Origin of the sequence: Enterobacter cloacae complex sp. 402C9, from assembly GCF_050030745.1 — a bacterium.
Taxonomy (GTDB): Bacteria; Pseudomonadota; Gammaproteobacteria; order Enterobacterales; family Enterobacteriaceae; genus Enterobacter; species Enterobacter intestinihominis.
The window spans coordinates 3,066,094-3,090,907 of the sequence record NZ_JBLGUW010000001.1 but is presented as its reverse complement, the minus strand read 5'-3'; the positions used below and the strand labels follow the sequence as shown (position 1 = coordinate 3,090,907).

Sequence of the window (24,814 nt, the reverse complement as noted above, 5' to 3'; positions counted from 1 at the left end):
TCTTGTAAGAACTCTTTGAGATGGAGAAGAGCCTGGAATTGTACAAAAGAATGTAGAATTGTAAACACAAATGATAATTGAAATCATTTGTGTTTGAGTGAGGGCGACGGAAAACAGGCTGGATTCAAGCGGATAGGATTATGTAAATGAGGGGAAAGGCCCGACAGGCGAGAGGCTATCGGGCAAACAGCTGTATTTACGCGAACAAATGTGTCGCATGGAAGCGAAGATGATCTTCAATAAAGGACGCCATAAAGTAATAGCTGTGATCGTATCCCGGCTGTATGCGCAGAGTCAGCGGCCAGTCCTTCTGGCGCGCGGCTTCCGCCAGCACCGCAGGCTGTAACTGCCCGGCGAGGAACTGATCGGCATCACCCTGATCCACCAGCATCGGGATAGCGTCTTCTGGCTGGCTTGCCAGCAACAGCGCACAGCTGTCCCATTCCTGCCATTTCTCTGCATCCTCACCCAGATAGTGCGTGAAGGCTTTTTGCCCCCACGGCACCTGCGTTGGGTTCACAATCGGCGCAAATGCGGACACGCTGGTGTATTTCCCCGGATTTTTCAGCGCCATTATCAGCGCCCCGTGGCCACCCATCGAATGTCCGCTTATCGCGCAGCGCTCGCTGACCGCGAACTGAGAGTGCACCAGGGCAGGGAGTTCATCGCGAATGTAGTCATACATGCGGTAATGGCTCGCCCAGGGTTGTTCCGTGGCGTTGAGATAGAACCCGGCGCCTTTACCCAAATCGTATCCGGCATCGTCGGCCACGTCATCGCCACGCGGGCTGGTATCTGGCATCACCAGCGCAATGCCCAGTTCGGCGGCAATACGCTGGGCGCCCGCTTTGGTGGTGAAATTTTCGTCGTTGCAGGTCAGGCCTGAAAGCCAGTACAGCACCGGTGGATTGTCCGCAGGGGGCAGGAAAATGCTGAACGTCATAGCACAGTTCAGCGTGGTGGAGTCGTGCCGCCAGCGCTGCTGTCGACCTTCAAAACAACGATGCTCTTCGAGCAGTTCCATGCAGGGCTCCTTATCCGAAAGACTATTCATAAAATGCATAATACAGAGTTTTCATTGACCTGTGAGCAACTTTCACTTTCGCAGGACGGCGAGATGTTGCATCATAAATTTACTTTTCTTTAACAATTGGAGCGATCATGGCGCTGCGTATCGCGCTCAGCGGATTTGTGGTTCTGGTCGTGGCGATGGGGATAGGGCGCTTCGCCTTCACGCCTCAGGTGCCGATGATGATTGCCGCCGGGCAACTCACGCTCACCAGCGCGGGGCTGGTGGCGGCAATGAACTACCTGGGCTATCTGGTGGGGGCATGGGATGCTATGCGCGCTCATCGCTTCGTTGAAACGCGTCTCTGGCTTGGCATCACTGGCGCGGTGGCGCTGACGCTGCTCTCTGCGGCGGCAGATAATGCTGTCGTTCACGGTCTGCTGCGCTTTGTGATCGGCTGCATGAGCGGCTGGTCGATGGTGCTGATTGCCGCCTGGACCAACGAGCGGCTGGGGCAGCTGGGCAAGCCGGGGCTTAGTGCAGCCGTCTTTGCCGGACCCGGGGCCGGCATCGCCCTGAGTGGCCTGCTGGCGGTCTATATTCAGGCGAGATCCCTGTCTGCCGGCGCGGCATGGCAAATCTACGGCGTACTGGCGTTGGTGCTGATTGCGCTGGTGGCGCGCTACCTGCCGCGCGCGGGCCAGCTTCATCGCCCCGGTACCGCGCCTGAGCCGTTGCTGCTGACTGCAGATCTCAGGCGTCTGGTCTGGAGCTACAGCCTGGCAGGGTTCGGCTATATCCTCCCTGCGACCTTCCTGTCGCAAATGGCGGCGGTGCGTTTCCCCGGCAGCCTGTTTGCCCAGTTTGTCTGGCCAATATTTGGCGCCGCCTCGGTGGTGGGGATTGCGATCAGTATTGCCCTGCGGCATACATCAAGCGCTAACCGCAGGCTGGCGATTGTTCTCTGGTTACAGGGGATAGGCGTGCTGGCGGCCTGGCTGCTGCCGGGCATTGGCGGCTTGCTAACGGGTGGGCTGCTGGTGGGCGGCGGGTTCCTCTGCGCCGTGCAGCTCTCTCTTCTGTACGGTCGCGAGCTGGCGCCAGATCATACGCGTTATATGGCGGGACTGCTCACCACCGGGTATGCCATTGGTCAGCTGATTGGTCCGGTCACGTCGGCACTCTCGACCTGGCTCACGCACCGGCTGGAACCTGCGCTGGGGCTGGCGGGGATCGCGCTGTTCGCTGGCGGAGCGTTAGTCTGGAACCGTCAGGCTGAAAGGCAACAGCAATTGCAATAATTATCGACGTGAATACTGGATTATGTGCGTCGCCTCACGCACAATGAGCGCACACTTTTGCCACAACGAGGGCAAAAGACGCCACACCTGCAGGAGAAAAGAATGTCATCACTCAGTAAAGAAGCAGCCCTTGTCCATGAAGCGCTGGTTGCGCGCGGTCTTGAAACGCCACTGCGCCCGCCCGTGCAGGAGCTGGACAATGTTACCCGCAAGAGTCTGATCGCCGGCCATATGACGGAGATCATGCAACTGCTGAATCTCGATCTGAGCGACGACAGCCTGATGGAGACGCCGCACCGCATCGCGAAAATGTACGTCGACGAAATTTTCTCCGGCCTGGATTACGCGAACTTCCCGAAAATCACCGTCATTGAAAACAAGATGAAGGTCGATGAGATGGTGACGGTACGCGATATCACGCTGACCAGCACCTGCGAGCATCACTTTGTGACCATCGATGGTAAAGCGACGGTGGCCTATATTCCAAAAGATACGGTCATTGGCCTGTCCAAGATCAACCGCATCGTACAGTTCTTTGCCCAGCGTCCTCAGGTGCAGGAGCGTCTGACGCAGCAGATCCTGACCGCACTGCAAACCCTGTTGGGGACTAACAACGTGGCGGTGTCTATCGACGCGGTTCACTACTGCGTGAAAGCGCGTGGCGTGCGTGATGCAACCAGCGCGACTACCACCACCTCGCTGGGCGGCCTGTTCAAATCGAGCCAGAACACCCGCCAGGAGTTTCTGCGCGCCGTGCGCCACCACAACTAATCAGACAGGGCAGGGACCATGGAGCGAAACGTCACGCTCGATTTTGTTCGCGGCGTCGCCATTCTCGGTATCCTGCTGCTGAATATCAGCGCCTTCGGTCTGCCGAAGGCCGCCTATCTGAACCCTGCATGGTATGGCGACATCACGCGCAGCGACGCCTGGACGTGGGCAATCCTTGATCTCTTCGCACAGGTTAAATTTCTGACCCTCTTTGCGCTTCTGTTTGGCGCGGGACTTCAGCTTCTCCTCAAACGCGGTACGCGCTGGATCCAGTCGCGTTTAACGCTGCTGGTTATCCTCGGTTTTATTCACGGGCTGCTTTTCTGGGACGGCGATATTCTGCTCGCGTATGGTCTGGTGGGCCTGATTTGCTGGCGGCTGATCCGCGACGCGCCCGGTGTAAAAAGCCTCTTTAACACTGGCGTGATGCTCTATGTCATGGGACTGACCGTGTTATTGCTGCTTGGCATGATTGCCGATGCTTCCACCAGTCGTTCGTGGATCCCGGATGCGGCCAATCTGCAATATGAGCAGTTCTGGAAGCTGAAAGGCGGCATGGAAGCGATCGGCAACCGGGCCGATATGCTCGGCGATAACCTGCTGGCGCTGGGGGCGCAATACGGCTGGCAGCTGGCGGGGATGATGCTGATGGGCGCAGCCCTGATGCGCACCGGCTGGCTGAAAGGAGAATTTAGCCTGCGACACTATCGTCTCACAGGCGCTGGCCTGGTACTGCTCGGCGTGATGATTAACCTTCCGGCGGTGATCGTACAGTGGCATCTTCAGTGGGATTATCGCTGGTGCGCCTTCCTGTTGCAGGTGCCGCGCGAACTGAGCGCGCCGTTCCAGACCATTGGCTATGCGGCGCTGATCTATGGCTTCTGGCCCCGGCTTTCTCGCCTGTGGATCGTCAGTGCGGTGGCCTGCGTTGGACGGATGGCGTTAAGCAATTACATCCTGCAAACGCTGATGTGCACCACGCTTTTCTACCGATTCGGCCTGTTTATGAAATTCGACCGCCTGACGCTGCTGGCGTTTGTTATTCCGGTCTGGATTGTTAACGTGGTGTTTTCAGTTATCTGGCTGCGTTTTTTCCGCCAGGGCCCGCTGGAGTGGGTATGGCGACGGTTAACCGCCCTTGCGTCGGGCGTGTCATTGCGTAATACATCCAGATAACGATCTGGATCACAATCATTAACAAAACGGATGTAAGCGTTTTCATCTGTGTGAGCTTCTTCACGTAGTCTCTTCTCTCTCGCTGCCAGAATAGCCACCTTGCTAAACACAGGGGGTGTCTGTGAGTTGCTGCAATCCTTTTAAGGGTGGTGAATATGATCACCATTCGTGACGTCGCCCGCCAGGCGGGTGTTTCTGTTGCTACTGTCTCCCGCGTGCTGAACAACAGTGCGCTGGTCAGCCCTGAAACGCGTGAAACCGTAATGAAAGCCGTGACCCAGCTGGGGTACCGGCCAAACGCCAATGCTCAGGCGCTGGCGACGCAGGTCAGCGATACCATTGGCGTCGTGGTGATGGACGTGTCGGACGCCTTCTTCGGCGCGCTGGTCAAAGCGGTGGACGTCGTTGCTCAGCAGCACCAGAAATATGTGCTGATTGGCAACAGCTATCACGAGGCTGAAAAAGAGCGTTATGCCATTGAGGTACTGATCCGCCAGCGCTGTAACGCCCTGATTGTGCACTCAAAAGCCCTGAGCGATGAAGAGCTGGCCGGGTTTATGGAGCAGATCCCCGGTATGGTGCTGATCAACCGTATCGTCCCCGGTTATGCGCACCGCTGTGTCGGTCTGGATAACATCAGCGGCGCGATGATGGCGACGCGGATGCTCATCAGCAACGGCCATCAACGCATTGGTTATCTGGCTTCCAGCCACGGTATTGAAGACGACATGATGCGCCGCGAGGGCTGGCAAAACGCCCTGAAAGAGCAGGGCATTGCGCCGCTGGAGAGCTGGGTAGGTACCGGTTCGCCGGACATGCAGGGCGGTGAAGCGGCAATGGTTGAACTGCTGGGGCGTAACCTTCAGCTGACCGCCGTGTTTGCCTATAACGACAGCATGGCGGCAGGTGCGCTTACCGCGCTGAAAGATAATGGCATTGCGGTGCCGCAGCATTTATCGCTGATCGGTTTTGATGATATCCCAATTGCCCGTTACACCGATCCGCAGCTGACAACGGTGCGTTACCCCATTGCGTCGATGGCGAAACTGGCAACAGAGCTGGCGTTACAGGGGGCGGCAGGGCTGTTAGATCCTGACGCAACGCATTGTTTTATGCCGACTTTAGTACGCCGCCATTCGGTCGCTATTCGACAAACTGTGGCTCCGATCACTAACTGATAACATCACGTGATGTAACCGTTTTCAATCTGTGAGTAAATTCACAGTATCTTAACAAGCCGCTGTCTATGATGTCAGCGTTTTAGGGGCTGAAACACAATGTAACGGTGATTATTCACTTTTACCGTTACCAGAATGCCTCAAACAACGAATAAAACGCATTTCTGGAGCGTTACCGAACACGGAAGCTGGACATTTTATAAGTGAACTTCGGCGATCAGTAACGTTTTATTAACATCTGCCCGCCGACCGTTTTTCACAAGAACTACCCTGCATAAAAAAAACCGGAGATACCATGAATAAGAAGGTGTTGACTCTGTCTGCTGTCATGGCAAGCATGCTTTTTGGCGCAGCAGCACACGCAGCGGATACCCGTATTGGCGTGACTATCTATAAATACGACGACAACTTCATGTCCGTTGTGCGTAAAGCAATTGAAAAAGATGCTAAATCAGCGCCAGACGTGCAGCTGCTGATGAATGACTCCCAGAATGACCAGTCTAAACAGAACGATCAGATTGACGTTCTTCTGGCAAAAGGCGTGAAAGCGCTGGCTATTAACCTGGTTGACCCGGCTGCGGCAGGTACGGTGATCGAGAAAGCACGCGGCCAGAACGTGCCGATTGTCTTCTTCAACAAAGAGCCTTCCCGTAAAGCGCTGGACAGCTACGATAAAGCGTATTACGTGGGTACTGACTCCAAAGAGTCCGGGATTATCCAGGGCGATCTTATTGCGAAACACTGGGCGGCGAACCCAAACTGGGATATGAACAAAGATGGTCAGATTCAGTTCGTTCTGCTGAAAGGCGAACCGGGCCATCCGGATGCTGAAGCACGTACCACCTACGTTATTAAAGAGCTGAACGACAAGGGCCTGAAAACCCAGCAGCTGGCGTTAGACACCGCAATGTGGGACACCGCTCAGGCGAAAGATAAGATGGATGCGTGGCTCTCTGGCCCGAACGCCAACAAAATTGAAGTGGTCATCGCCAACAACGATGCAATGGCAATGGGTGCAGTTGAAGCGCTGAAAGCACACAACAAATCCGCCATTCCTGTATTCGGTGTGGATGCCCTGCCAGAAGCGCTGGCGCTGGTGAAATCTGGCGCAATGGCCGGTACCGTGCTGAACGATGCTAACAACCAGGCGAAAGCCACCTTCGATCTGGCGAAAAACCTCGCTGATGGTAAAGGCGCTGCTGACGGCACCAGCTGGAAAATTGAAAACAAAATCGTTCGCGTTCCTTACGTGGGCGTAGACCAGTCCAACCTGGCTGAGTTTATCGGTAAATAAGTTATCTGAATTGTCTTCACTGGGCGCAATTCGTTGCGCCCTTTTATAACGCGATATGCGAGGCCAACAAGGTATAATTATGGTCAGCACAACTACTCAGTCGTCCGGTGAATACTTGTTGGAAATGACCGGTGTTAACAAGTCATTCCCCGGTGTTAAGGCGCTCGATAATGTTAATTTAAAAGTTCGTCCTCACTCTATTCATGCGTTAATGGGTGAAAACGGTGCGGGTAAATCAACATTATTAAAATGCCTTTTTGGGATCTATCAAAAAGATTCTGGCAGCATTCTTTTTCAGGGAAAAGAGATCGACTTCCATTCAGCGAAAGAAGCGCTGGAGAACGGTATCTCGATGGTACACCAGGAATTAAACCTGGTTCTGCAACGTTCAGTTATGGATAATATGTGGTTGGGCCGCTATCCAACCAAAGGTGTCTTTGTCGATCAGGATAAAATGTATCGCGACACCAAAGCCATTTTCGATGAGCTGGATATTGATATTGACCCGCGCGCACGCGTCGGGACATTATCCGTTTCCCAGATGCAGATGATCGAAATTGCCAAAGCGTTCTCCTATGATGCGAAAATCGTGATCATGGATGAACCGACATCGTCATTAACGGAAAAAGAGGTTAACCACCTTTTTACCATCATCCGTAAGCTGAAAGATCGCGGCTGCGGCATTGTCTATATCTCACATAAAATGGAAGAGATCTTCCAGCTGTGCGATGAAATTACCATCCTGCGCGATGGCCAGTGGATTGCCACCCAGCCGCTGGAAGGGCTGGACATGGACAAGATCATCGCCATGATGGTTGGCCGTTCATTGAACCAGCGCTTCCCGGATAAAGAAAACAAGCCGGGCGAAGTGATTCTGGAGGTGCGTAACCTGACCTCACTGCGTCAGCCGTCCATCCGCGATGTCTCTTTCGATTTGCACAAGGGCGAGATCCTTGGTATCGCAGGGCTGGTGGGCGCTAAGCGCACCGATATCGTGGAAACCCTGTTTGGTATCCGTGAGAAAGCAGAAGGCACCATTACCCTGCACGGTAAGAAAATCAACAACCATAATGCCAACGAAGCCATTAATAATGGTTTTGCGCTGGTGACGGAAGAGCGGCGTTCCACCGGTATTTACGCTTATCTTGATATTAACTTTAACTCGTTAATTTCTAATATTCGCAATTACAAAAACAAGGTCGGGTTGCTGGATAATTCCCGCATGAAGAGCGATACCCAGTGGGTGATTGACTCCATGCGCGTGAAAACGCCGGGCCACCGCACGCAAATTGGCTCACTCTCGGGAGGGAACCAGCAGAAAGTCATTATTGGTCGCTGGCTGTTAACCCAGCCTGAAATACTGATGCTGGATGAACCTACGCGTGGTATCGACGTGGGTGCAAAATTCGAGATTTACCAGCTGATCGCAGAGCTGGCGAAAAAAGATAAAGGGATCATTATTATTTCTTCCGAAATGCCGGAATTGTTAGGGATCACAGACCGTATTCTGGTTATGAGCAATGGTCTCGTTGCCGGTATTGTTGAAACCAAAACGACAACGCAAAACGAAATTTTGCGTCTTGCGTCTTTGCACCTTTAAGATCAGGGGCTCCTCATGAGTGCGTTAAATAAAAAAAGTTTTCTCACTTATCTGAAAGAAGGCGGTATTTACGTTGTTCTTTTAGTCTTGCTGGCGATAATTATTTTCCAGGACCCAACGTTCTTAAGTCTGCTGAACTTAAGTAATATTCTGACCCAGTCTTCCGTACGTATTATCATCGCACTGGGCGTGGCAGGGCTCATCGTTACCCAGGGGACAGACCTTTCGGCAGGGCGCCAGGTGGGTCTGGCGGCGGTTATTGCGGCAACCCTGTTGCAGTCGATGGAAAACGCCAACAAGGTGTTCCCGGAGATGGCGACCATGCCGATTTTCGTGGTGATCCTGATCGTATGCGCCATCGGCGCGGTAATTGGCCTGATTAACGGCATCATCATTGCTTACCTGAACGTGACGCCATTCATCACCACGCTTGGCACGATGATCATCGTTTATGGTATCAACTCCCTGTACTACGATTTCGTCGGCGCGTCTCCAATCTCTGGCTTCGAAAGCGGCTTCTCGACCTTCACGCAGGGGTTTGTTGCGCTGGGCAGCTTCCGTCTCTCCTATATCACCTTCTATGCGCTGATTGCGGTGGCGTTCGTCTGGATCCTGTGGAACAAAACCCGCTTCGGTAAAAACATCTTTGCTATCGGCGGCAACCCGGAAGCGGCGAAAGTCTCCGGCGTCAACGTGGCTCTGAACCTGCTGATGATTTATGCCCTGTCCGGTGTGTTCTACGCCTTCGGCGGGATGCTGGAAGCAGGCCGTATCGGCTCTGCCACCAACAACCTCGGTTTTATGTACGAGCTGGATGCGATTGCGGCCTGCGTGGTCGGCGGCGTCTCCTTCAGCGGCGGCGTGGGTACCGTGCTGGGCGTGGTGACCGGTGTGATCATCTTCACCGTGATCAACTACGGCCTGACCTACATCGGCGTGAACCCGTACTGGCAGTACATCATCAAGGGCGCGATCATTATCTTCGCGGTTGCCCTGGATTCACTGAAGTACGCGCGTAAGAAATAAGTTCTTCAGAATGGAAAGGCCCGCTCACGTCGCGGGCCTTTTTTTGCCCGGTGGCGCGACTGTATGACCGGATACATAGGTAACAGATCAGACCGGGAACATAGGTAACACTTTTCAGTCTATCCGGAGCACACTCTGGGTTTTTCGGTCGTAGTACGCAAGCGTTATTCCATTAAAGATGATGGCCTCCAGGCCATCATCTTGTTCTTCCAGCATGATGTACTCATCAGTCAGCGCTTCACTCAGGAACACCGTCCCCTTTTTCCCCATATAGAGTGTCCCCCTTGATTTCACCCTGTAGACCGTACCTCCTTCCGGATAAGCATATTCAGGAACCCTGCCATCCCAGTGCCGGCCTGAGGGTTGCCATACCGTTCCGGGCGTTGCACCCGCCAGGGCTTCATGCGGCCTTTCGTAGTTAAACTCTTCCCGGTAGCCACTGAACCACCGCTGTTGTTCTTCCATCGTCATAAATATGTTGCCCTGTTTTACTGCACTTTTCAGCGAACGATGCATTCGCTCATGACGGCCGTTTTCTTCCGGATGCCCCTTTCTGATGCGTTCCGGTCTGATGCCCAGCTTTATCAGCCAGACTGCAAGGCGACTTAACCCGGCGATACCTGTTCCTGCGAAAGGCTGACCATTATCCGTTCTCAGGACTTCCGGCAGACCGTACTCCAGGAACGCATCCGTCAGGCACTGCCTGACGAAGGGCTCGCTCTCCCGGTCTGCTCCCCGGCAGCTCAGAAGATACCGGCTGTGATTGTCGGTGAGGGTGAAGGGATGACAGTATTTCCGGCTCAGCAGCCTGAACTTGCCTTTAAAATCAGCGCTCCAGACCTGATTGTTCTCACTGATGATGGTCAGGGGCTGGCGATTGCCCGGGGTTCTGCGTTTTCGCTTTTTATCCGGAACCAGGCCTTCACGCTTGAGGATATCGCCGATAGTACTGGCAGCGGGGACGGTAAAATCGACGTGATGATTGAGCAGCCACATCCGCAGTTTTTTGGGGCCCCAGTCAGGGTGTTTTTGCCTCAGGGCCGTAAGCTGCCCGGCGATATCATCAGGAACTGTCCGGGAGTGGGAGTGCGGAGCACGCGACCGGTCAGAGAGAGATGACAGGTCAGAGGGGTCAAAACGCTGAAGCCATTTGTAACCGGTTTTTCGACTGATGCCGAAGAGACGGCAGAGGGCAGAAAAAGAATCCGTACCTGCATGGCAGGCACGGATAAAATCAAGGCGTTGCATAGGTCGGGTCTCAGTCCAGGGCATAGCGAGTCTCCTCTTCTATGCCAGTTATAACTGTTACCCATGTATCCGGTCTAAAGTGTTACCCATGTTTCCGGTTCATACCCGACGCTTACCGGGCCTACAAAATCGCGATCGTAGGTCGGGTAAGGCGAAGCCGCCACCCGACATCAGTTATTACTTCTTCTGCATTTCCAGCAGCTGCTCCGGCGTCACCGCCGGATAACCTTGCGCATTTTCAGGCACTTCGTGCATCGTTGGGATCGGCACCAGCGGGCCTAAAAAGCGCGGTTCACGTTTGAACAGATACAGGTCAGCCAGCGCGCCAAAACGGGCGCCAAACTCGCGTACGCGCACGCTCAACATATCCTTTGGCGACGGCACGGCGTAGCACTGGGCCTGGATCCCCATATGAAGGGCGATAAACAGCGCCCGCTCGCAGTGGAAACGCTGGGTGATGATGATGAAATCGTTGGTGTCGAACACCTTGCGGGTACGCACGATGGAATCAAGCGTGCGGAACCCGGCGTAGTCGAGCACGATATCGGCCGGGTCGACGCCTGCGGCAATCAAATCTTTGCGCATCGTCACCGGCTCGTTATAGCTTTGCAGGGCGTTATCGCCGCTTAACAGCAGATAGTTCACCTTGCCGCTGTTATAGGCGTTCAGTGCGCCCTGAATACGATACCGGTAATACTGATTGATGACGCCGGTGCGGTAATACTTGGCGGTGCCAAGCACTACGCCAACCTGGCGGTAGGGGAGGTCCTGTAGGTCATCAAAAATGTAGGGAGCTGTTTTCCAGCTCATCCAGCGGTCGAGACCCAGCACGATCAACAGCAGTATGCCGACCAGGACAGACAGGCTGTAAAACACGCGCTTTAACATGCAGATGGCTCGTACCGATGATGAAATTTCCCTCAGGCTACTGTACCCGCCTGGTTAGCGCAAGAAACAGCGATTCAACTGAGGGGTTTTTCGTCAGACTGGCGGGCAAATCTGCCCGCCGAACAGATTATGCCAGCAGCACGCGGTCGATGGTTGAACAGCCCAGCGCTTTCAGCGTGGCTGCGGTCGCGTCCCACTGGATCAGCGGTGCATCGGCCTTTTCAGCGAGGATCGCGCGCTGAATATCCGGGTAGTCAAACCCGTTCAGGCTGAGCAGGTTCAGGGCGCCCTGGAGCGGAGGCAGCGTCGGGTTAAACGCGGCGTTCTCTGCATAGCTGCCGGTGAAGATGCGGCCGTCGCGGCACTGAAGGGCGACGCCGCTTGGTGATTTGCTGTATGGCGTGTGGCTTTTATTGGCGGCGGCAATGGCCGCTTCGCTGAGCGCATCCCCTGAGAGCGCGTAACCGTGGTCCTGCTCGTCCATCAGCAGGGTTTTGATCTCAAGATCTTTAGGGCCAAAAGCATCCGGCAGGTAATCACCCAGCGTATGCGGCGCGCGTCCCGGCAGGTTGATACGCAGTTCAAGACCGCTGTTCAGCTCATTCATAAACTGGCGGCAGTGGCCGCAAGGGGTATAGTTGACGGTGATGGCGCGCAGGGCCTTTTCGCCGCGCAGCCAGGCGTGACTGATGGCACTCTGCTCCGCATGAACGGTTTGCTGCATGGTCGCACCGAGAAACTCCATGTTCCCGCCGAAGTACCAGGTCCCGCTCACGCCGCGCGCAATTGCGCCTACGTTAAAATGGGAAAGGTCAGCGCGGGCGCAAGCAGCCGCCAGCGGCAGCAGGGCGAAAGCCAGCGCGTCTTCGTCCAGCCCCGTTGCCTGTTTAAGCGTCGTGACCTGATCTGCCGTCAGCAGGGCGGGGAAATGCGCATCCGCCAGAACCGGAGCCAGGGCTGATTGCAAATTCTCTGCAAGCTGAGAGAAAGCAGCTTGAAAACGTGGATGCATGACGTTGCCTCATCAAGGTTAATGGATCGGTAGTGTACGGAGCCGTACGGCCTTTATATGTGATCCAAATCTCATTATGTATGCAACTTATGAAATGAAAATGAAATTTGCGCGACGCATCGCAAATTTTAGCCCATTACTGCCAGAATAATCGGGAAGATAAACGGCGCGAGCAGGGAGGTTATAATCCCGCAGATCACCAGTGCCAGCGAGCTGAATGCCCCTTCCTGATAATCCAGCTCCGCGCAGCGTGCGGTGCCCAGCGCGTGCGAGGCGGTACCCATCGCCAGACCGCGCGCCGCTTTGGTCCGGATTTTCATGATATTCAGCAGCGTATGACCAAACACCGCGCCCAGGATACCGACGAAGATCACGCACACGGCGCTGATGGCCGGAATGCCGCCGATGCTGCCGCCCACGGCCATGGCAATCGGCGTAGTAACGGATTTAGGCAGGATAGAGGCGGCGATCTGCGGCGATGCGCCCATCAGTAAGGCCACCGAGGTACCGGTGATCATCGCAACAAGGCTACCCACAAAGCAGATGGTTATGATGGATTTCCAGCGCGCGCGGATCTGATGCAGTTGCTCATATAAAGGAAACGCCAGCGCCACCACGGCAGGCTGCAACAAATCGTTGAGGATCTTGCTCCCGGCGAAGTAACGTTCATAAGAAATGCCGGTGAGCAGCAGAAAAGGAATAATCACCACCATGGCGACCAGCAGCGGGTTGAGCAACGGCATTTTGAAACGAACCGCAAGCTTACGCGCAGCAAAGAACACCACCAGGGTTAACGGCAGGGACCACCAGATATTCGCCATCATTTTTTTGTTTTCTCCCCAATGACCTTACGTTCGCCATGCACAATGTGTGAGCTCCAGCTGACGACCAGGAAAACCACCAGCGTACTGATGGCGCAGGAGACCACTATCGGGCCAAACTGCGCCTTAAGCACATCGTAATACTGCATAACCCCAACGCCGATAGGCACAAAAAGCAGGGCCATATAGCGAATGAGAACGAAGCACCCCGGGTTGACCCATTTCGCGGGCAGCACCTGTAATGCCAGCAGCACAAACAGGATCAACATGCCGATAATGCTACCGGGGATGGTAATAGGCAGCAGCGACGCGATAAAAATGCCGGCGTACAGGCAGGCATAAATCAGGACGAAGGCGCGAAGGTATTGCCAGATAGTATTCAGTGATTTGCTCATGGTGAAAGTCCTTGCTGAGACGTATTCATCATACAATTAAACCTGAAAATGTGCCACGGATCACATCATGAATTTTGGGCATACCAGACATTCCAGAATGGAACGCCGGGCTTTCAACATACATAGAGAGCAGCTACTATAGCGCGTCTTTTTTCACAGGTACTCAGAATGCGTGTTTTACTGGCCCCGATGGAAGGCGTGCTCGACTCTCTTGTGCGCGAGCTGCTTACCGAGGTGAACGATTACGATCTCTGCGTGACGGAGTTTTTGCGCGTGGTCGATATGTTGCTGCCAGAAAAATCATTTTATCGTCTCTGTCCGGAACTGCATCGTCAGAGCCGCACCCCCTCCGGTACGCTGGTGCGCGTCCAGCTGCTCGGCCAGTATCCTGAGTGGCTGGCGGAAAACGCCGCCCGCGCGGTAGCGCTTGGCTCGTACGGTGTCGATCTTAACTGCGGCTGTCCGTCAAAGCTGGTCAACGGCAGCGGCGGCGGGGCGACGTTACTCAAAGATCCGGAATTGATTTATCGCGGCGCAAAGGCCATGCGTGAGGCGGTGCCATCGCATCTACCGGTGACGGTCAAAGTGCGTCTGGGATGGGACAGCGGCGACAGGCAGTTTGAAATTGCCGACGCGGTGCAGCAGGCGGGCGCCACCGAGCTGGTGGTGCACGGGCGAACCAAAGAGGATGGTTATAAAGCCGAGCGCATTAACTGGCAGGCGATTGGCGAGATCCGCAAACGGCTTACTATTCCGGTGATTGCTAACGGCGAAATCTGGGATTATGAGAGCGCGCAGGCCTGCCTCAAAGAGACCGGCTGTAATGCCGTGATGATTGGCCGCGGTGCGCTGAACGTGCCGAACCTCAGCCGGGTGGTGAAATACAATGAGCCGCGGATGCCGTGGGCGGACGTGGTGAAACTCCTGCAAAAATATACGCGGCTGGAAAAGCAGGGCGATACCGGGTTGTATCACGTCGCGCGCATTAAGCAGTGGCTGAGTTATTTACGGAAAGAGTACGACGACGCGCTGGGATTATTTCAGGAGATCCGTACGCTACAGACGTCGGCGGATATTGCCCGTGTGATCCAGTCGAAGCACTGAGTGAAGTGTGAATACGTTTGCCCGGCGCGGAGCCGGGCAAACGTATCAGAAAATCATTTTGAATACGCCGGTTACCACCAGCAGCCCTATCAGAAATATAATCAAAATAGCCCACAATAATATTTTCATTCGCCTCTCCTGCGTATGTCTGTCGTCAGTAAGTGTAGCAGTCAATTCATAATTGGTATGAATAGGTGAAATTAAATCATTCGCTTGGGGAATAAATTTCCGGATATGAAAATGTATAACAATATGCGGATTGCCACGCGTTACTAAAAAACGGAACGTCAGTAAGCGTAAGTTGCGCCTTTATTTTTTTTGAGTTTATGGCGTAATGAAACGTTCTCTTACTTTATCTCTGAGTGCTCCCCTTATTTTTATGCTGTCCGCCTGCGCGCCGGAACATGCCACGGTGTCTCCAGTGAAAACGCAAGCCGCCGCCGCTGCTGTAAATACCCAACTAAGTCATACCGACTGGCCTAAAAACGAATGGTGGAAAGATTTTAATGACCCTCAGCTTAACGCGCTGATTGCTAAAGCGCTGGCGGATGCACCGGATATGCAAATTGCCCGGCAGCGCATCACCCTGGCAGAAGCACAGGCGAAAGCCGCTGTCGCTGCTGATGGTCCACAAATGGATTTTTCCGCAGATGTGGAACGGCAAAAGATGTCGGCAGAGGGGCTGATGGGGCCATTCGCCCTGACTGACCCGGCGGCGGGGACAACCGGACCCTGGTACACCAACGGCACCTTTGGTCTGACGGCCGGATGGGATCTGGATTTATGGGGTAAAAACCGCGCCCAAATTGAGGCCCGCATCGGTAAAGTGAATGCGCAAAAAGCGGAGCTGGAGCAGACCCGCCAGCTGCTCGCCAGCAGCGTCGCGCGGCTGTACTGGGACTGGCAGACCGAGGCCGCGGTGGGTGACGTGCTCGCGCAGATCAAACGGGAGCAGGAAAATATCATCGGTGCCGATCGTGAGCTTTATCAGCACGGCATTACCTCCTCGGTGGAAGGCGTTGAAACAGATATCAATGCCAGCAAAACCGATGAACAGCTCGCTGACGTGCACGGCAAAATGAAGGCCATTGAGGCGCGTCTGAATGCATTGACCAATACCCCTTCAGTCACGCTCGCCCGGCAGGCCTTACCTGACGCAGAGGCGTCGCTGCCGTCAACGCTCGGTTATGAGCTGCTGGCTCGCCGCCCGGATTTGCAGGAGGCGCACTGGTATATCGAAGCGTCCATGAGCGAAGTGGATGCCGCCAGAGCCGCGTTCTACCCTGACATCAATTTGATGGCGTTCTTACAGCAGGATGCGTTGCACCTTAGCGACCTGTTCCGCTCATCTGCTCAGCAAATGGGCGTAACCGCGGGGCTGACGCTGCCAATTTTTGACAGTGGTCGGTTGAATGCGAACCTGGATATCGCCCAGGCGCAAAACAACCTCTCCGTGGCGAACTACAACAAGGCCGTAGTGGACGCCGTAAACCAGGTTGCCCGGACGGCCAGCGAAGTGGAAACCCTGACCGCCAAAAATCAGCACCAGCAGCAGATCGAAAAAGATGCGGCGCGCGTCGTTGCGCTGGCACAGGCGCGCTTCAGCGCGGGGATCATTGCCGGCTCGCGGGTGAGTGAAGCAAAAATTCCGGCGCTCAAAGAGCGTATTGCCGGGTTGATGCTGAAAGGTCAGTACGTGGATGCTACGCTCCAGCTCACCTCCGCGCTGGGTGGCGGATATCATCACAGCTAAAATCGCGCATTATCTATACTTACCTCTTTGCAGATTTTCAGGAGGTGAGTATGACGCGAGTCGCAATTGTTACCGCATCGGATTCAGGAATTGGCAAAACGACGGCCCTGATGCTGGCCGAACGCGGGTTTGATATCGGGGTGACCTGGCATTCAGATGAGGAAGGGGCGCTGGCAACCTGCCGTGAAATTGAAGCGCGCGGGCAGCGTGCCGAGGCCATCCAGCTCGACTTAAGCAATTTGCCGGAAGGCGCAAAGGCCATTGAAACCCTGATTACGCGTTTCGGGCGGCTGGATGTGCTGGTTAACAATGCCGGGGCGATGAACAAAGCGCCATTTCTGGACCTGTCGTTTGACGACTGGCGGCACATATTCACCGTTGACGTGGACGGCGCGTTTCTCTGCTCGCAAATCGCGGCGCGTCAGATGGTGAAGCAGGGAGAAGGGGGGCGGATCGTGAACATCACCTCGGTGCATGAACATACACCATTGCCGGACGCCAGCGCCTATACGGCGGCCAAACATGCCCTGGGCGGGTTAACAAAATCGATGGCGCTGGAGCTGGTTAAACATAAGATTCTGGTGAACGCCGTTGCGCCTGGTGCGATCGCCACGCCGATGAATGATATGGACGACAGCGAAGTGAAAGAAGGTTCAATGCCGGAAATCCCGCTGGCACGGCCAGGGCATACCAAAGAAATAGCCAGCCTGGTGGCGTGGCTGTGTGACAGCGACGCCAGCTACACCACCGGGCAGTCGTTTATCGTCGACGGCGGTTTTATGCTGGCGAATCCGCAGTTTAAGCCAGCAGAATAAACATTCCCCTCACCCCAGCCCTCTCCCCAAAGGGGAGAGGGTGTATAGAGTTCCCTCTCCCCTTTGGGGAGAGGGGTAGGGTGAGGGGCAGCAGGCCGCACTCACTCTTCATCCCGCCGCTTTTCACGATGCTTGAGCCACAGCCGTACCCCAATCATCACCGCAACAACCAGGATCAACCAGGCCCAGTGTTTAAGATGCTGATCGAGATTATGCAGCCACGGGCCTATCACTTCGCCACCCACGTAGCCAAGCGTGGTAAAAATCAGCGCCCAGGCAATCGCCCCGATAATGTTCAGCGGCAGGAAAATTTTCGGCGGTAAGCGGCTCGCGCCAATCAGTATTGGCCCAATGATGCGAAAGCCATACATAAAGCGGGTGCCAATCACAAACATATAGGGATGCCGCTGGATAAGCCGCTGAGCACGACGAATTTTCTTTTGATGCTTAGCAAAACGTTGTAAAAGCGTCGGACCAAAGCGCAGACCCAGAAAGTAGAGCAGCTGGTCGCCAATCATACCACCCAGTGCGACGGCGGCGACCACCAGCGGGAATTTCAGCAATCCCTGATGTGCGGCCACTCCGCCCAGCAGCGTGATGGTTTCACCCTCTGCCACGCTGCCGATGACCAGCGCGGCGTATCCATATTGTTCAATAAGACCGTTGATATCCATTAAGTAAATGTTGTCTCCCTTACTGTGCCTGCGTTAATCATATACCCCATCCATCAACCACGCGGTAATCAACGGAAATTTCCCACTGTACATAAAATAATCTAAAGCCTGCATTATACTTTAGCTATCGCTGACGGGCCGACAACAAGGGGGCGTTATGAACCATGTCTGGGGACTTTTCTCCCATCCCGATCGTGAAATGCAGGTCATCCGTAACGAGAACGAAACGGTCGCGCATCACTACACCCACCACGTCCTGCTGATGGCAGCGGTGCCGGTGGTCTGCGCGTTTATTGGTACTACGCAAATAGGCTGGAACTTTGGTGACGGCACCGTGGTTCAGCTTTCCTGGTTTACCGGACTGTACCTGGCCATTCTGTTTTATGGCCTGATGCTGGCCGGGGTGGCGGTAATGGGGCGGGTCATCCACTGGATGGCGCGCAACTATCCGCAACGCCCGTCGCTGGCACACTGTATGGTCTTCGCCGGATACGTCGCGACCCCGCTGTTCTTAAGCGGTATTGTTGCGCTCTATCCACTGGTCTGGCTGTGCGCGCTGATCGGTACGGTTGCCCTCTTTTACACCGGTTATCTGCTGTATGTAGGAGTGCCAACCTTCCTCAACATCAATAAAGAAGAGGGCCTGAGCTTCTCCAGCTCTACGCTTGCCATCGGCGTGCTGGTCCTTGAGGCGCTACTGGCCCTGACAGTTATTCTTTGGGGTTATGGATACCGTCTCTTTTAAGTCCCCTGCATTGCTGGCGTAAATGCCAGCAATGCAGCATCTGGTTATGATTCTCCGCTGGCGACAACGCACGGTGACCGCTATGATGCCGAAGCCAGCCTGTGTTTATCCGTCGACACAGGCGGTGTACGTCATAACGTGCGTGAATCATTATCAGAAGTCTCATCATGCTGAAATTTCGAGTGTCACTCCTTAGTCTTGCGCTACTGTTGGGCGTCTCCGCTACCGCGCCAGCCATCGCCAAAACGCCCGCAGTTGCCACCGCTGCTGCGCAACCCCAGATTGCGTCCGGCAGCGCGATGATCGTTGACCTGAATACCAACAAGGTGATCTACGCCAGTCACCCGGATCTGGTGCGCCCGATCGCTTCCATAACCAAAGTCATGACCGCGATGGTGGTGCTTGATGCACGACTGCCGCTGGACGAAAAGCTAAAAGTGGATATCAGCCACACGCCAGAGATGAAAGGGATCTACTCTCGCGTGCGTCTGAACAGTGAAATCAGCCGTAAAAATATGCTGCTGTTGGCGCTGATGTCCTCAGAGAACCGCGCGGCGGCGAGCCTTGCCCACCATTATCCTGGCGGTTACGACGCGTTTATCCGCGCGATGAATGCCAAAGCCAAAGCGCTGGGGATGAAAAATACCCATTTCGTGGAGCCAACCGGTCTGTCGATCCATAACGTTTCGACGGCGCGTGATTTAACCAAGCTGCTGATCGCCAGTAAGCAATACCCGCTGATTGGTCAGCTCAGCACCACGCGTGAGGAGATGGCGACATTCTCGAACCCGGCGTATACGCTGCCGTTCCGCAACACTAACCATCTGGTGTATCGCGATAACTGGAATATTCAGTTAACCAAGACCGGATTCACCAATGCGGCAGGGCACTGCCTGGTGATGCGCACCGTGTTTAACGGTAAACCAGTGGCGCTGGTGGTGATGGATGCCTTCGGCAAATATACCCACTTTGCGGATGCCAGCCGCCTGCGCACCTGGATTGAAACCGGGAAAGTGCAGCCGGTGCCGGCTTCAGCGCTGGCGTATAAAAAGCAGAAAGCGGAACAGATGGCGACGGCGCAGAACGACTGAGTCGCCTGTCTGTGCCGGGTGGCGGCTTCGCCTTACCCGGCCTACGGCCCTAAAGCGGCCCCGATACGTAGGCCCGGTAAGCGGAGCGCCACCGGGCGAAAGCGCCTACTCCGGCAGCGTCCAGTCACCATCGTTGAGTGGACGCTGCATGATCAACGTATCCCGCCAGTCGCCCTTCTTATACCCTACGCTGCGCAGTTGACCGACAACCTCGAAGCCATGTTTTTTATGCAGCCGTAGCGATCCCGCATTATTGTTTCCGTCACCGACCACAGCAATCATCTGCCGCCAGGGACCTTGCTCACACCGTGCAATCAGGGCATCCATCAGCGCCGAGCCAAACCCGCGCCCGGTGGTGCTGGCATCCACATAGATGGATTCCTCAAGGGTGTACCGGTAGGCCTGACGTGGACGATAAAACGTGGCGTAGCAGTAGCCGACGACAATGCCGCGATACAGCGCAACCAGCCACGGTAAACCGCTGTCGGTCACACTCTTCATCCGCTGACGCATCTCATCGACGGTGGGGGGAACTTCCTCGAAGGACGCACGGCCATGAAGCACATGCCAGGCGTATATCGCCGAGATGGCATGTGCATCGTCAGGAAGGGCGTCGCGCACCTCGATTTCAGTTTCGGGTAAAATCTCTACAGCCGACATGTTCTGCCCGCTCCTCTGTTTCGGCACTCTCTTTCCAGTATTTCTTCCGCGTTGTCTTACCAATGCCGGGGTTCATACTGTTTGTAGGGTCATTTTTGCGATAAAACTGTTTAAGCGTCTCCGGCGCTTTGTACAAATGCCCCACGTTATGCTCGGCAGGATATTGCGCGCCACGCTCGTGCAGCAACGCCAGCATTTGCTCTTTCAACGCATGCGCATCCACCCCTTTTTTGACGATGTAATCCTGGTGGAAGACATAGCACATGAAGTGGCCGTAATAGAGCTTGTGCACCAGCTTGCTGTCAATCTCCGGCGGCAGATGTTCAAACCACTCGGTATCGTTGCGACGCAGGGCAATATCCAGCGCCAGAATATCCTCTACCTCTTCGGAATGCACAGCCTGATAACGGATAGCCGCACCCGCCGCGGCGAAGCGGTGCAGGAAGGCTTTGCTGCCTTCTTCCGGCGTGCAGGCGAAGAAATCCCCGTCGGCAGTTTTGAAGAACTCGGTGAGCCAGCTCTGCGCTTCGGCAATTCCGTCCCTGGCCATTTTCAGCAGCAGGTGGTGCTCATACTTATCGCGCCAGGTCTTCATCCGCTCCGGTAAATGCGCCGGGAAGGCGTTGCCCAGTTTCTGCATAAAGCGGTCGGTGAAGTGCGGTTTGAACAGCGACACTTTCTCCAGCATCGCGTCGGTGCGGCCCTTCATGGTGAAGAAGAACGGCATTTTGTCGGTGCCGAGCTTGTCGATCATCAGGAAGGTATCTTTGCCGTAGCGCTCAGCGATGTCATAAATGTCCCGGTGCATATACTCGCCCGCCACCGGCAGGTGAGTGAACTCGGCCAGAATATGACGGCGGATCTCCGTCAGCACCTCCGGCTGATTGGTGCCAATGTAAAACACCTGCTGCTTTTTCTCTGCCGGGAAGGTATCGAGGCGCACCGCAAAAACGGCCAGCTTGCCCGCGCAGCCGGAGGATTCAAACAGGCGATCCGGATCGGCGTTATAGCGCGCTGGCGTATCGGCATTGATATCGCGCACGCGGGTGATGTAATCGTGGTCATGCGCGTGACGGCCATCGTGCTGAACGTCTTCGTCCTTCACGCGGTCATCGTCAAGTTTGCTGAGGATCTGCTCTGGCGTTACACCCAGATCGATCCCCAAATGGTTAACCAGCGTCAGCTTGCCGTTTTCATCGATACGGGCAAACAGCGACATCTCCGTGTAAGCCGGGCCGCGCTGCACCAGCGAGCCGCCGGAGTTATTGCAGATCCCGCCGATCACCGAGGCACCAATGCACGAAGAGCCGATCACCGAGTGCGGTTCGCGACCCAGCGGCTTAAGCGCCTTTTCCAGCGAGTAGAGCGTGGTGCCGGGGAAGGCGAGTACCTGTTCACCCTTGTCCAGCAGGTGCAGTTTGTCGAGGCGCAGGGTGCTGATAATCACGATGTCACGATCGTAATCGTTGCCGTTCGGCGTGGAGCCTTCAGTCAGGCCGGTGTTAGCAGCCTGCATTAAAATAATCTTGTCTGCCGCAACGCAGGCGCTGAGCACGCGCCACAGTTCGAGCAACGTACCGGGGAAGACCACCGCCAGCGCGTCGCCCTGGCCGGAGCGAAAGCCCTTACGGTAGCGGGCGGTTTTGGCCGGGTCGGTAAGCAGGTGAGAGTGACCAACCAGGCGCGACAGTTCGTTAATAAAAGTAGTGTTATCGTTAGTTCGAACAGAAGACATCTTCCACTCCTTGTGGTGGGGCAAATTTCTCGCTGTAAAGCATAGCGCGATTAGCCGTTGAGCGGTCGGGTATTCATGAGAAAAATCAGAGAATAACCCTGCAAGGTTTTCAGGCTTTGTGGCACACTGCGCTTTTCGCACGGTCTGGCCGGGTGCTTCCCGCGGTTATTGATGAGAGAGAATAACAACATGAAATGGCTATGTTATGTAGGTGTCGCCGTCAGCCTGGCGCTGCAACCTGCGCTGGCAGAGGATTTGTTTGGTAATCACCCGCTCACGCCTGAAGCCCGCGACGCCTTTGTCACGGATTTACTCAAAAAGATGACGGTCGATGAGAAAATCGGCCAGCTGCGCCTGATCAGCGTCGGCCCGGATAACCCGAAAGAAGCCATTCGCGAGATGATCAAAGACGGGCAGGTAGGAGCCATTTTTAACACCGTTACCCGCCAGGATATCCGCAAAATGCAGGATCAGGTGATGGAACTGAGCCGCCTGAAAATTCCCCTGTTCTTCGCCTACGACGTGGTGCACGGCCAGCGTACCGTCTTCCCGATTAGCCTCGGCTTAGCCTCCTCCTTTAACCTCGATGCGGTGAAAACTGTCGGGCGCGTATCGGCATATGAAGCCGCAGACGACGGCCTGAACATGACCTGGGCGCCGATGGTAGACGTCTCCCGCGATCCGCGCTGGGGCCGTGCTTCGGAGGGCTTTGGGGAAGATACTTATTTAACCGCCACGATGGGCAAAACCATGGTGGAAGCGATGCAGGGCAAAAGTCCGGCAGATCGTTACTCGGTGATGACCAGCGTCAAGCACTTCGCCGCCTATGGCGCGGTGGAAGGCGGCAAAGAGTACAACACCGTGGACATGAGCCCGCAGCGCCTGTTTAACGACTATATGCCGCCGTACAAAGCGGGGCTGGACGCGGGCAGCGGCGCGGTGATGGTGGCGTTGAACTCTCTCAACGGCACGCCTGCCACCTCCGATTCGTGGCTGCTGAAAGATGTGCTGCGCGACCAGTGGGGCTTCAAGGGCATCACCGTTTCGGATCACGGGGCGATTAAAGAGCTGATCAAGCACGGCACAGCGTCTGACCCGGAAGATGCGGTACGCGTGGCACTCAAGTCCGGCATCAACATGAGCATGAGCGACGAATACTACAGCAAATACCTGCCGGGGCTGGTGAAGAGCGGCAAGGTGACGATGGCGGAGCTGGACGATGCCGCTCGCCACGTGCTGAACGTGAAATATGACATGGGGCTGTTTAACGATCCTTACAGCCATCTGGGGCCGAAGGAGTCTGATCCGGCGGACACCAATGTTGAAAGCCGCCTGCACCGCAAAGAAGCCCGCGAAGTGGCGCGCGAAAGCCTGGTGCTGCTGAAAAACCGTCTCGACACGCTGCCGCTGAAAAAATCCGGCACCATTGCCGTGGTCGGTCCGCTGGCCGACAGCAAGCGTGACGTCATGGGCAGCTGGTCCGCCGCAGGCGTGGCGGATCAGTCCGTTACCGTGCTGACAGGCATTAAGAGCGCTGTGGGTGATAATGCAAAAGTGGTTTACGCCAAAGGCGCAAACGTCACCGACGATAAAGACATCGTGACCTTCCTCAACCAGTATGAGGAAGCGGTGAAGGTGGATCCACGCACGCCGAAAGAGATGATCGACGAAGCGGTTAACGGCGCGAAGCAGTCCGACGTGGTGGTCGCCGTGGTAGGTGAAGCGCAGGGGATGGCGCACGAAGCCTCCAGCCGGACCGACATCACTATCCCGCAAAGCCAGCGTGACCTGATCGCGGCCCTGAAAGCCACCGGCAAGCCGCTGGTGCTGGTGCTGATGAACGGGCGTCCGCTGGCGCTGGTGAAAGAAGACCAGCAGGCTGACGCCATTCTGGAAACCTGGTTCGCCGGTACCGAAGGCGGTAACGCCATTGCCGACGTGCTGTTTGGCGATTACAACCCGTCCGGCAAGCTGCCGATGTCCTTCCCGCGCTCCGTCGGGCAGATCCCGGTTTACTACAGCCACCTGAATACCGGTCGTCCGTACAACGCCGACAAGCCGAACAAGTACACGTCCCGTTACTTCGACGAGGCTAACGGCCCGCTCTATCCGTTTGGCTATGGCCTGAGCTACACCACGTTTAAGGTCTCTGACGTGAAAATGTCGGCGCCGACCCTGAAGCGTGACGGCACAGTGACCGCCAGCGTGGAAGTGACCAACAGCGGCAAACGCGAAGGCGCGACGGTGATCCAGATGTACGTTCAGGATGTCACGGCCTCCATGAGCCGTCCGGTGAAACAGCTGCGCGGATTCGAGAAGGTCAACCTGAAACCGGGCGAAACCAAAACGGTCAGCTTCCCGATTGACGTAAATGCGCTGAAGTTCTGGAATCAGCAGATGAAATACGATGCCGAGCCTGGCAAATTCAACGTCTTCATCGGCGTGGATTCCGCCCGCGTGAACAAAGCCGAGTTCGAACTGCAATAATCTTACCTTCCTCCCCATCCCCCGCCTGGCG

Annotated in this window: 23 protein-coding genes; 13 read left to right on the top strand and 10 right to left on the bottom strand. The window is 55.4% G+C overall.

Annotation, left to right across the window (positions count from 1 at the left end):
• Positions 1 to 196: 196 nt before the first annotated feature.
• A complete protein-coding gene (gene fghA / locus ACQG1K_RS14775) occupies positions 197 to 1,024 on the bottom strand; it encodes an S-formylglutathione hydrolase (RefSeq protein ID WP_038416422.1) in 828 nt (275 codons plus the stop codon).
• Between the two features lie 137 nt (positions 1,025 to 1,161).
• Here fghA and ACQG1K_RS14770 point away from each other — a divergent pair, with 137 nt between their 5' ends.
• The 7 genes from ACQG1K_RS14770 to mglC all read left to right on the top strand — a co-directional run bounded on the left by ACQG1K_RS14770 (position 1,162) and on the right by mglC (position 9,355).
• A complete protein-coding gene (locus ACQG1K_RS14770; protein ID WP_367076107.1) occupies positions 1,162 to 2,310 on the top strand; it encodes a YbfB/YjiJ family MFS transporter in 1,149 nt (382 codons plus the stop codon).
• A gap of 102 nt (positions 2,311 to 2,412) precedes the next feature.
• Complete coding sequence (gene folE / locus ACQG1K_RS14765) at positions 2,413 to 3,081, top strand: GTP cyclohydrolase I FolE (protein ID WP_017383384.1); 669 nt, start codon at positions 2,413 to 2,415, stop codon at positions 3,079 to 3,081.
• Between the two features lie 18 nt (positions 3,082 to 3,099).
• Positions 3,100 to 4,257, top strand: a complete 1,158-nt coding sequence (yeiB, locus tag ACQG1K_RS14760) for a DUF418 domain-containing protein YeiB (protein WP_199160162.1) — start codon at positions 3,100 to 3,102, stop codon at positions 4,255 to 4,257.
• Positions 4,258 to 4,412: 155 nt separating this feature from the next.
• Positions 4,413 to 5,435, top strand: coding sequence for an HTH-type transcriptional regulator GalS (gene galS, locus ACQG1K_RS14755; RefSeq protein WP_003859324.1), 1,023 nt, complete (start codon positions 4,413 to 4,415; stop codon positions 5,433 to 5,435).
• A gap of 295 nt (positions 5,436 to 5,730) precedes the next feature.
• Entirely contained in the window at positions 5,731 to 6,729 is a 999-nt protein-coding gene (gene mglB / locus ACQG1K_RS14750) for a galactose/glucose ABC transporter substrate-binding protein MglB (protein WP_022648695.1), read from the top strand.
• Positions 6,730 to 6,808: 79 nt separating this feature from the next.
• Positions 6,809 to 8,329, top strand: a complete 1,521-nt coding sequence (gene mglA / locus ACQG1K_RS14745; protein WP_003859320.1) for a galactose/methyl galactoside ABC transporter ATP-binding protein MglA — start codon at positions 6,809 to 6,811, stop codon at positions 8,327 to 8,329.
• Between the two features lie 15 nt (positions 8,330 to 8,344).
• A complete protein-coding gene (gene mglC, locus ACQG1K_RS14740; protein WP_022648694.1) occupies positions 8,345 to 9,355 on the top strand; it encodes a galactose/methyl galactoside ABC transporter permease MglC in 1,011 nt (336 codons plus the stop codon).
• Positions 9,356 to 9,469: 114 nt separating this feature from the next.
• On the opposite strand, the gene ACQG1K_RS14735 is transcribed toward mglC, so the two are convergent.
• The 5 genes from ACQG1K_RS14735 to ACQG1K_RS14715 form a co-directional block, all read right to left on the bottom strand.
• Positions 9,470 to 10,627, bottom strand: coding sequence for a DDE-type integrase/transposase/recombinase (locus ACQG1K_RS14735; protein ID WP_023305267.1), 1,158 nt, complete (start codon positions 10,625 to 10,627; stop codon positions 9,470 to 9,472).
• Between the two features lie 153 nt (positions 10,628 to 10,780).
• Positions 10,781 to 11,491: an outer membrane permeability protein SanA gene (gene sanA / locus ACQG1K_RS14730; protein ID WP_022648693.1), complete on the bottom strand. Its 711-nt coding sequence runs from the start codon at positions 11,489 to 11,491 to the stop codon at positions 10,781 to 10,783.
• A 127-nt stretch (positions 11,492 to 11,618) separates the two neighbouring features.
• Positions 11,619 to 12,503, bottom strand: coding sequence for a cytidine deaminase (cdd, locus tag ACQG1K_RS14725; protein WP_367076036.1), 885 nt, complete (start codon positions 12,501 to 12,503; stop codon positions 11,619 to 11,621).
• A 128-nt stretch (positions 12,504 to 12,631) separates the two neighbouring features.
• Positions 12,632 to 13,327 carry a CidB/LrgB family autolysis modulator gene (locus ACQG1K_RS14720; RefSeq protein WP_022648691.1) on the bottom strand — a complete coding sequence of 232 codons (696 nt, stop codon included), beginning with the start codon at positions 13,325 to 13,327 and terminating at the stop codon, positions 12,632 to 12,634.
• Positions 13,324 to 13,719, bottom strand: coding sequence for a CidA/LrgA family protein (locus ACQG1K_RS14715; protein WP_022648690.1), 396 nt, complete (start codon positions 13,717 to 13,719; stop codon positions 13,324 to 13,326). The genes ACQG1K_RS14720 and ACQG1K_RS14715 overlap by 4 nt, the downstream gene beginning before the upstream one ends.
• 168 nt (positions 13,720 to 13,887) lie before the next feature.
• Here ACQG1K_RS14715 and dusC point away from each other — a divergent pair, with 168 nt between their 5' ends.
• Positions 13,888 to 14,823 (top strand): tRNA dihydrouridine(16) synthase DusC, encoded by a 936-nt coding sequence (dusC, locus tag ACQG1K_RS14710; RefSeq protein WP_023306604.1) that lies wholly within the window; start codon positions 13,888 to 13,890, stop codon positions 14,821 to 14,823.
• A gap of 45 nt (positions 14,824 to 14,868) precedes the next feature.
• Here the strand turns inward: dusC and yohP are convergent, their stop codons facing one another.
• Positions 14,869 to 14,952: a small membrane protein YohP gene (yohP, locus tag ACQG1K_RS14705; RefSeq protein WP_000698460.1), complete on the bottom strand. Its 84-nt coding sequence runs from the start codon at positions 14,950 to 14,952 to the stop codon at positions 14,869 to 14,871.
• 205 nt (positions 14,953 to 15,157) lie between these two features.
• On the opposite strand from yohP, the gene mdtQ reads away from it, so the two are divergent.
• Complete coding sequence (gene mdtQ / locus ACQG1K_RS14700; RefSeq protein WP_336196141.1) at positions 15,158 to 16,576, top strand: multidrug resistance outer membrane protein MdtQ; 1,419 nt, start codon at positions 15,158 to 15,160, stop codon at positions 16,574 to 16,576.
• Positions 16,577 to 16,626: 50 nt separating this feature from the next.
• A complete protein-coding gene (locus ACQG1K_RS14695; RefSeq protein WP_022648687.1) occupies positions 16,627 to 17,391 on the top strand; it encodes an SDR family oxidoreductase in 765 nt (254 codons plus the stop codon).
• 101 nt (positions 17,392 to 17,492) lie between these two features.
• Here ACQG1K_RS14695 and ACQG1K_RS14690 read toward each other — a convergent pair whose 3' ends face one another.
• On the bottom strand, positions 17,493 to 18,065 hold the full coding sequence (locus ACQG1K_RS14690) for a DedA family protein (RefSeq protein WP_367076033.1): 573 nt from the start codon (positions 18,063 to 18,065) through the stop codon (positions 17,493 to 17,495).
• A 157-nt stretch (positions 18,066 to 18,222) separates the two neighbouring features.
• On the opposite strand from ACQG1K_RS14690, the gene ACQG1K_RS14685 reads away from it, so the two are divergent.
• Together ACQG1K_RS14685 and pbpG are read left to right on the top strand one after the other, a co-directional pair.
• Complete coding sequence (locus ACQG1K_RS14685) at positions 18,223 to 18,810, top strand: Yip1 family protein (protein ID WP_003859296.1); 588 nt, start codon at positions 18,223 to 18,225, stop codon at positions 18,808 to 18,810.
• A gap of 167 nt (positions 18,811 to 18,977) precedes the next feature.
• Complete coding sequence (gene pbpG / locus ACQG1K_RS14680; RefSeq protein ID WP_006811291.1) at positions 18,978 to 19,901, top strand: D-alanyl-D-alanine endopeptidase; 924 nt, start codon at positions 18,978 to 18,980, stop codon at positions 19,899 to 19,901.
• A gap of 105 nt (positions 19,902 to 20,006) precedes the next feature.
• Here the strand turns inward: pbpG and ACQG1K_RS14675 are convergent, their stop codons facing one another.
• Both ACQG1K_RS14675 and dld read right to left on the bottom strand, forming a co-directional pair.
• Positions 20,007 to 20,561: a GNAT family N-acetyltransferase gene (locus ACQG1K_RS14675; RefSeq protein WP_022648685.1), complete on the bottom strand. Its 555-nt coding sequence runs from the start codon at positions 20,559 to 20,561 to the stop codon at positions 20,007 to 20,009.
• On the bottom strand, positions 20,530 to 22,296 hold the full coding sequence (dld, locus tag ACQG1K_RS14670; RefSeq protein ID WP_426720821.1) for a D-lactate dehydrogenase: 1,767 nt from the start codon (positions 22,294 to 22,296) through the stop codon (positions 20,530 to 20,532). The genes ACQG1K_RS14675 and dld overlap by 32 nt, the downstream gene beginning before the upstream one ends.
• A gap of 189 nt (positions 22,297 to 22,485) precedes the next feature.
• On the opposite strand from dld, the gene bglX reads away from it, so the two are divergent.
• Positions 22,486 to 24,783: a beta-glucosidase BglX gene (bglX, locus tag ACQG1K_RS14665; protein WP_426720822.1), complete on the top strand. Its 2,298-nt coding sequence runs from the start codon at positions 22,486 to 22,488 to the stop codon at positions 24,781 to 24,783.
• The last annotated feature ends 31 nt before the right edge of the window (positions 24,784 to 24,814 follow it).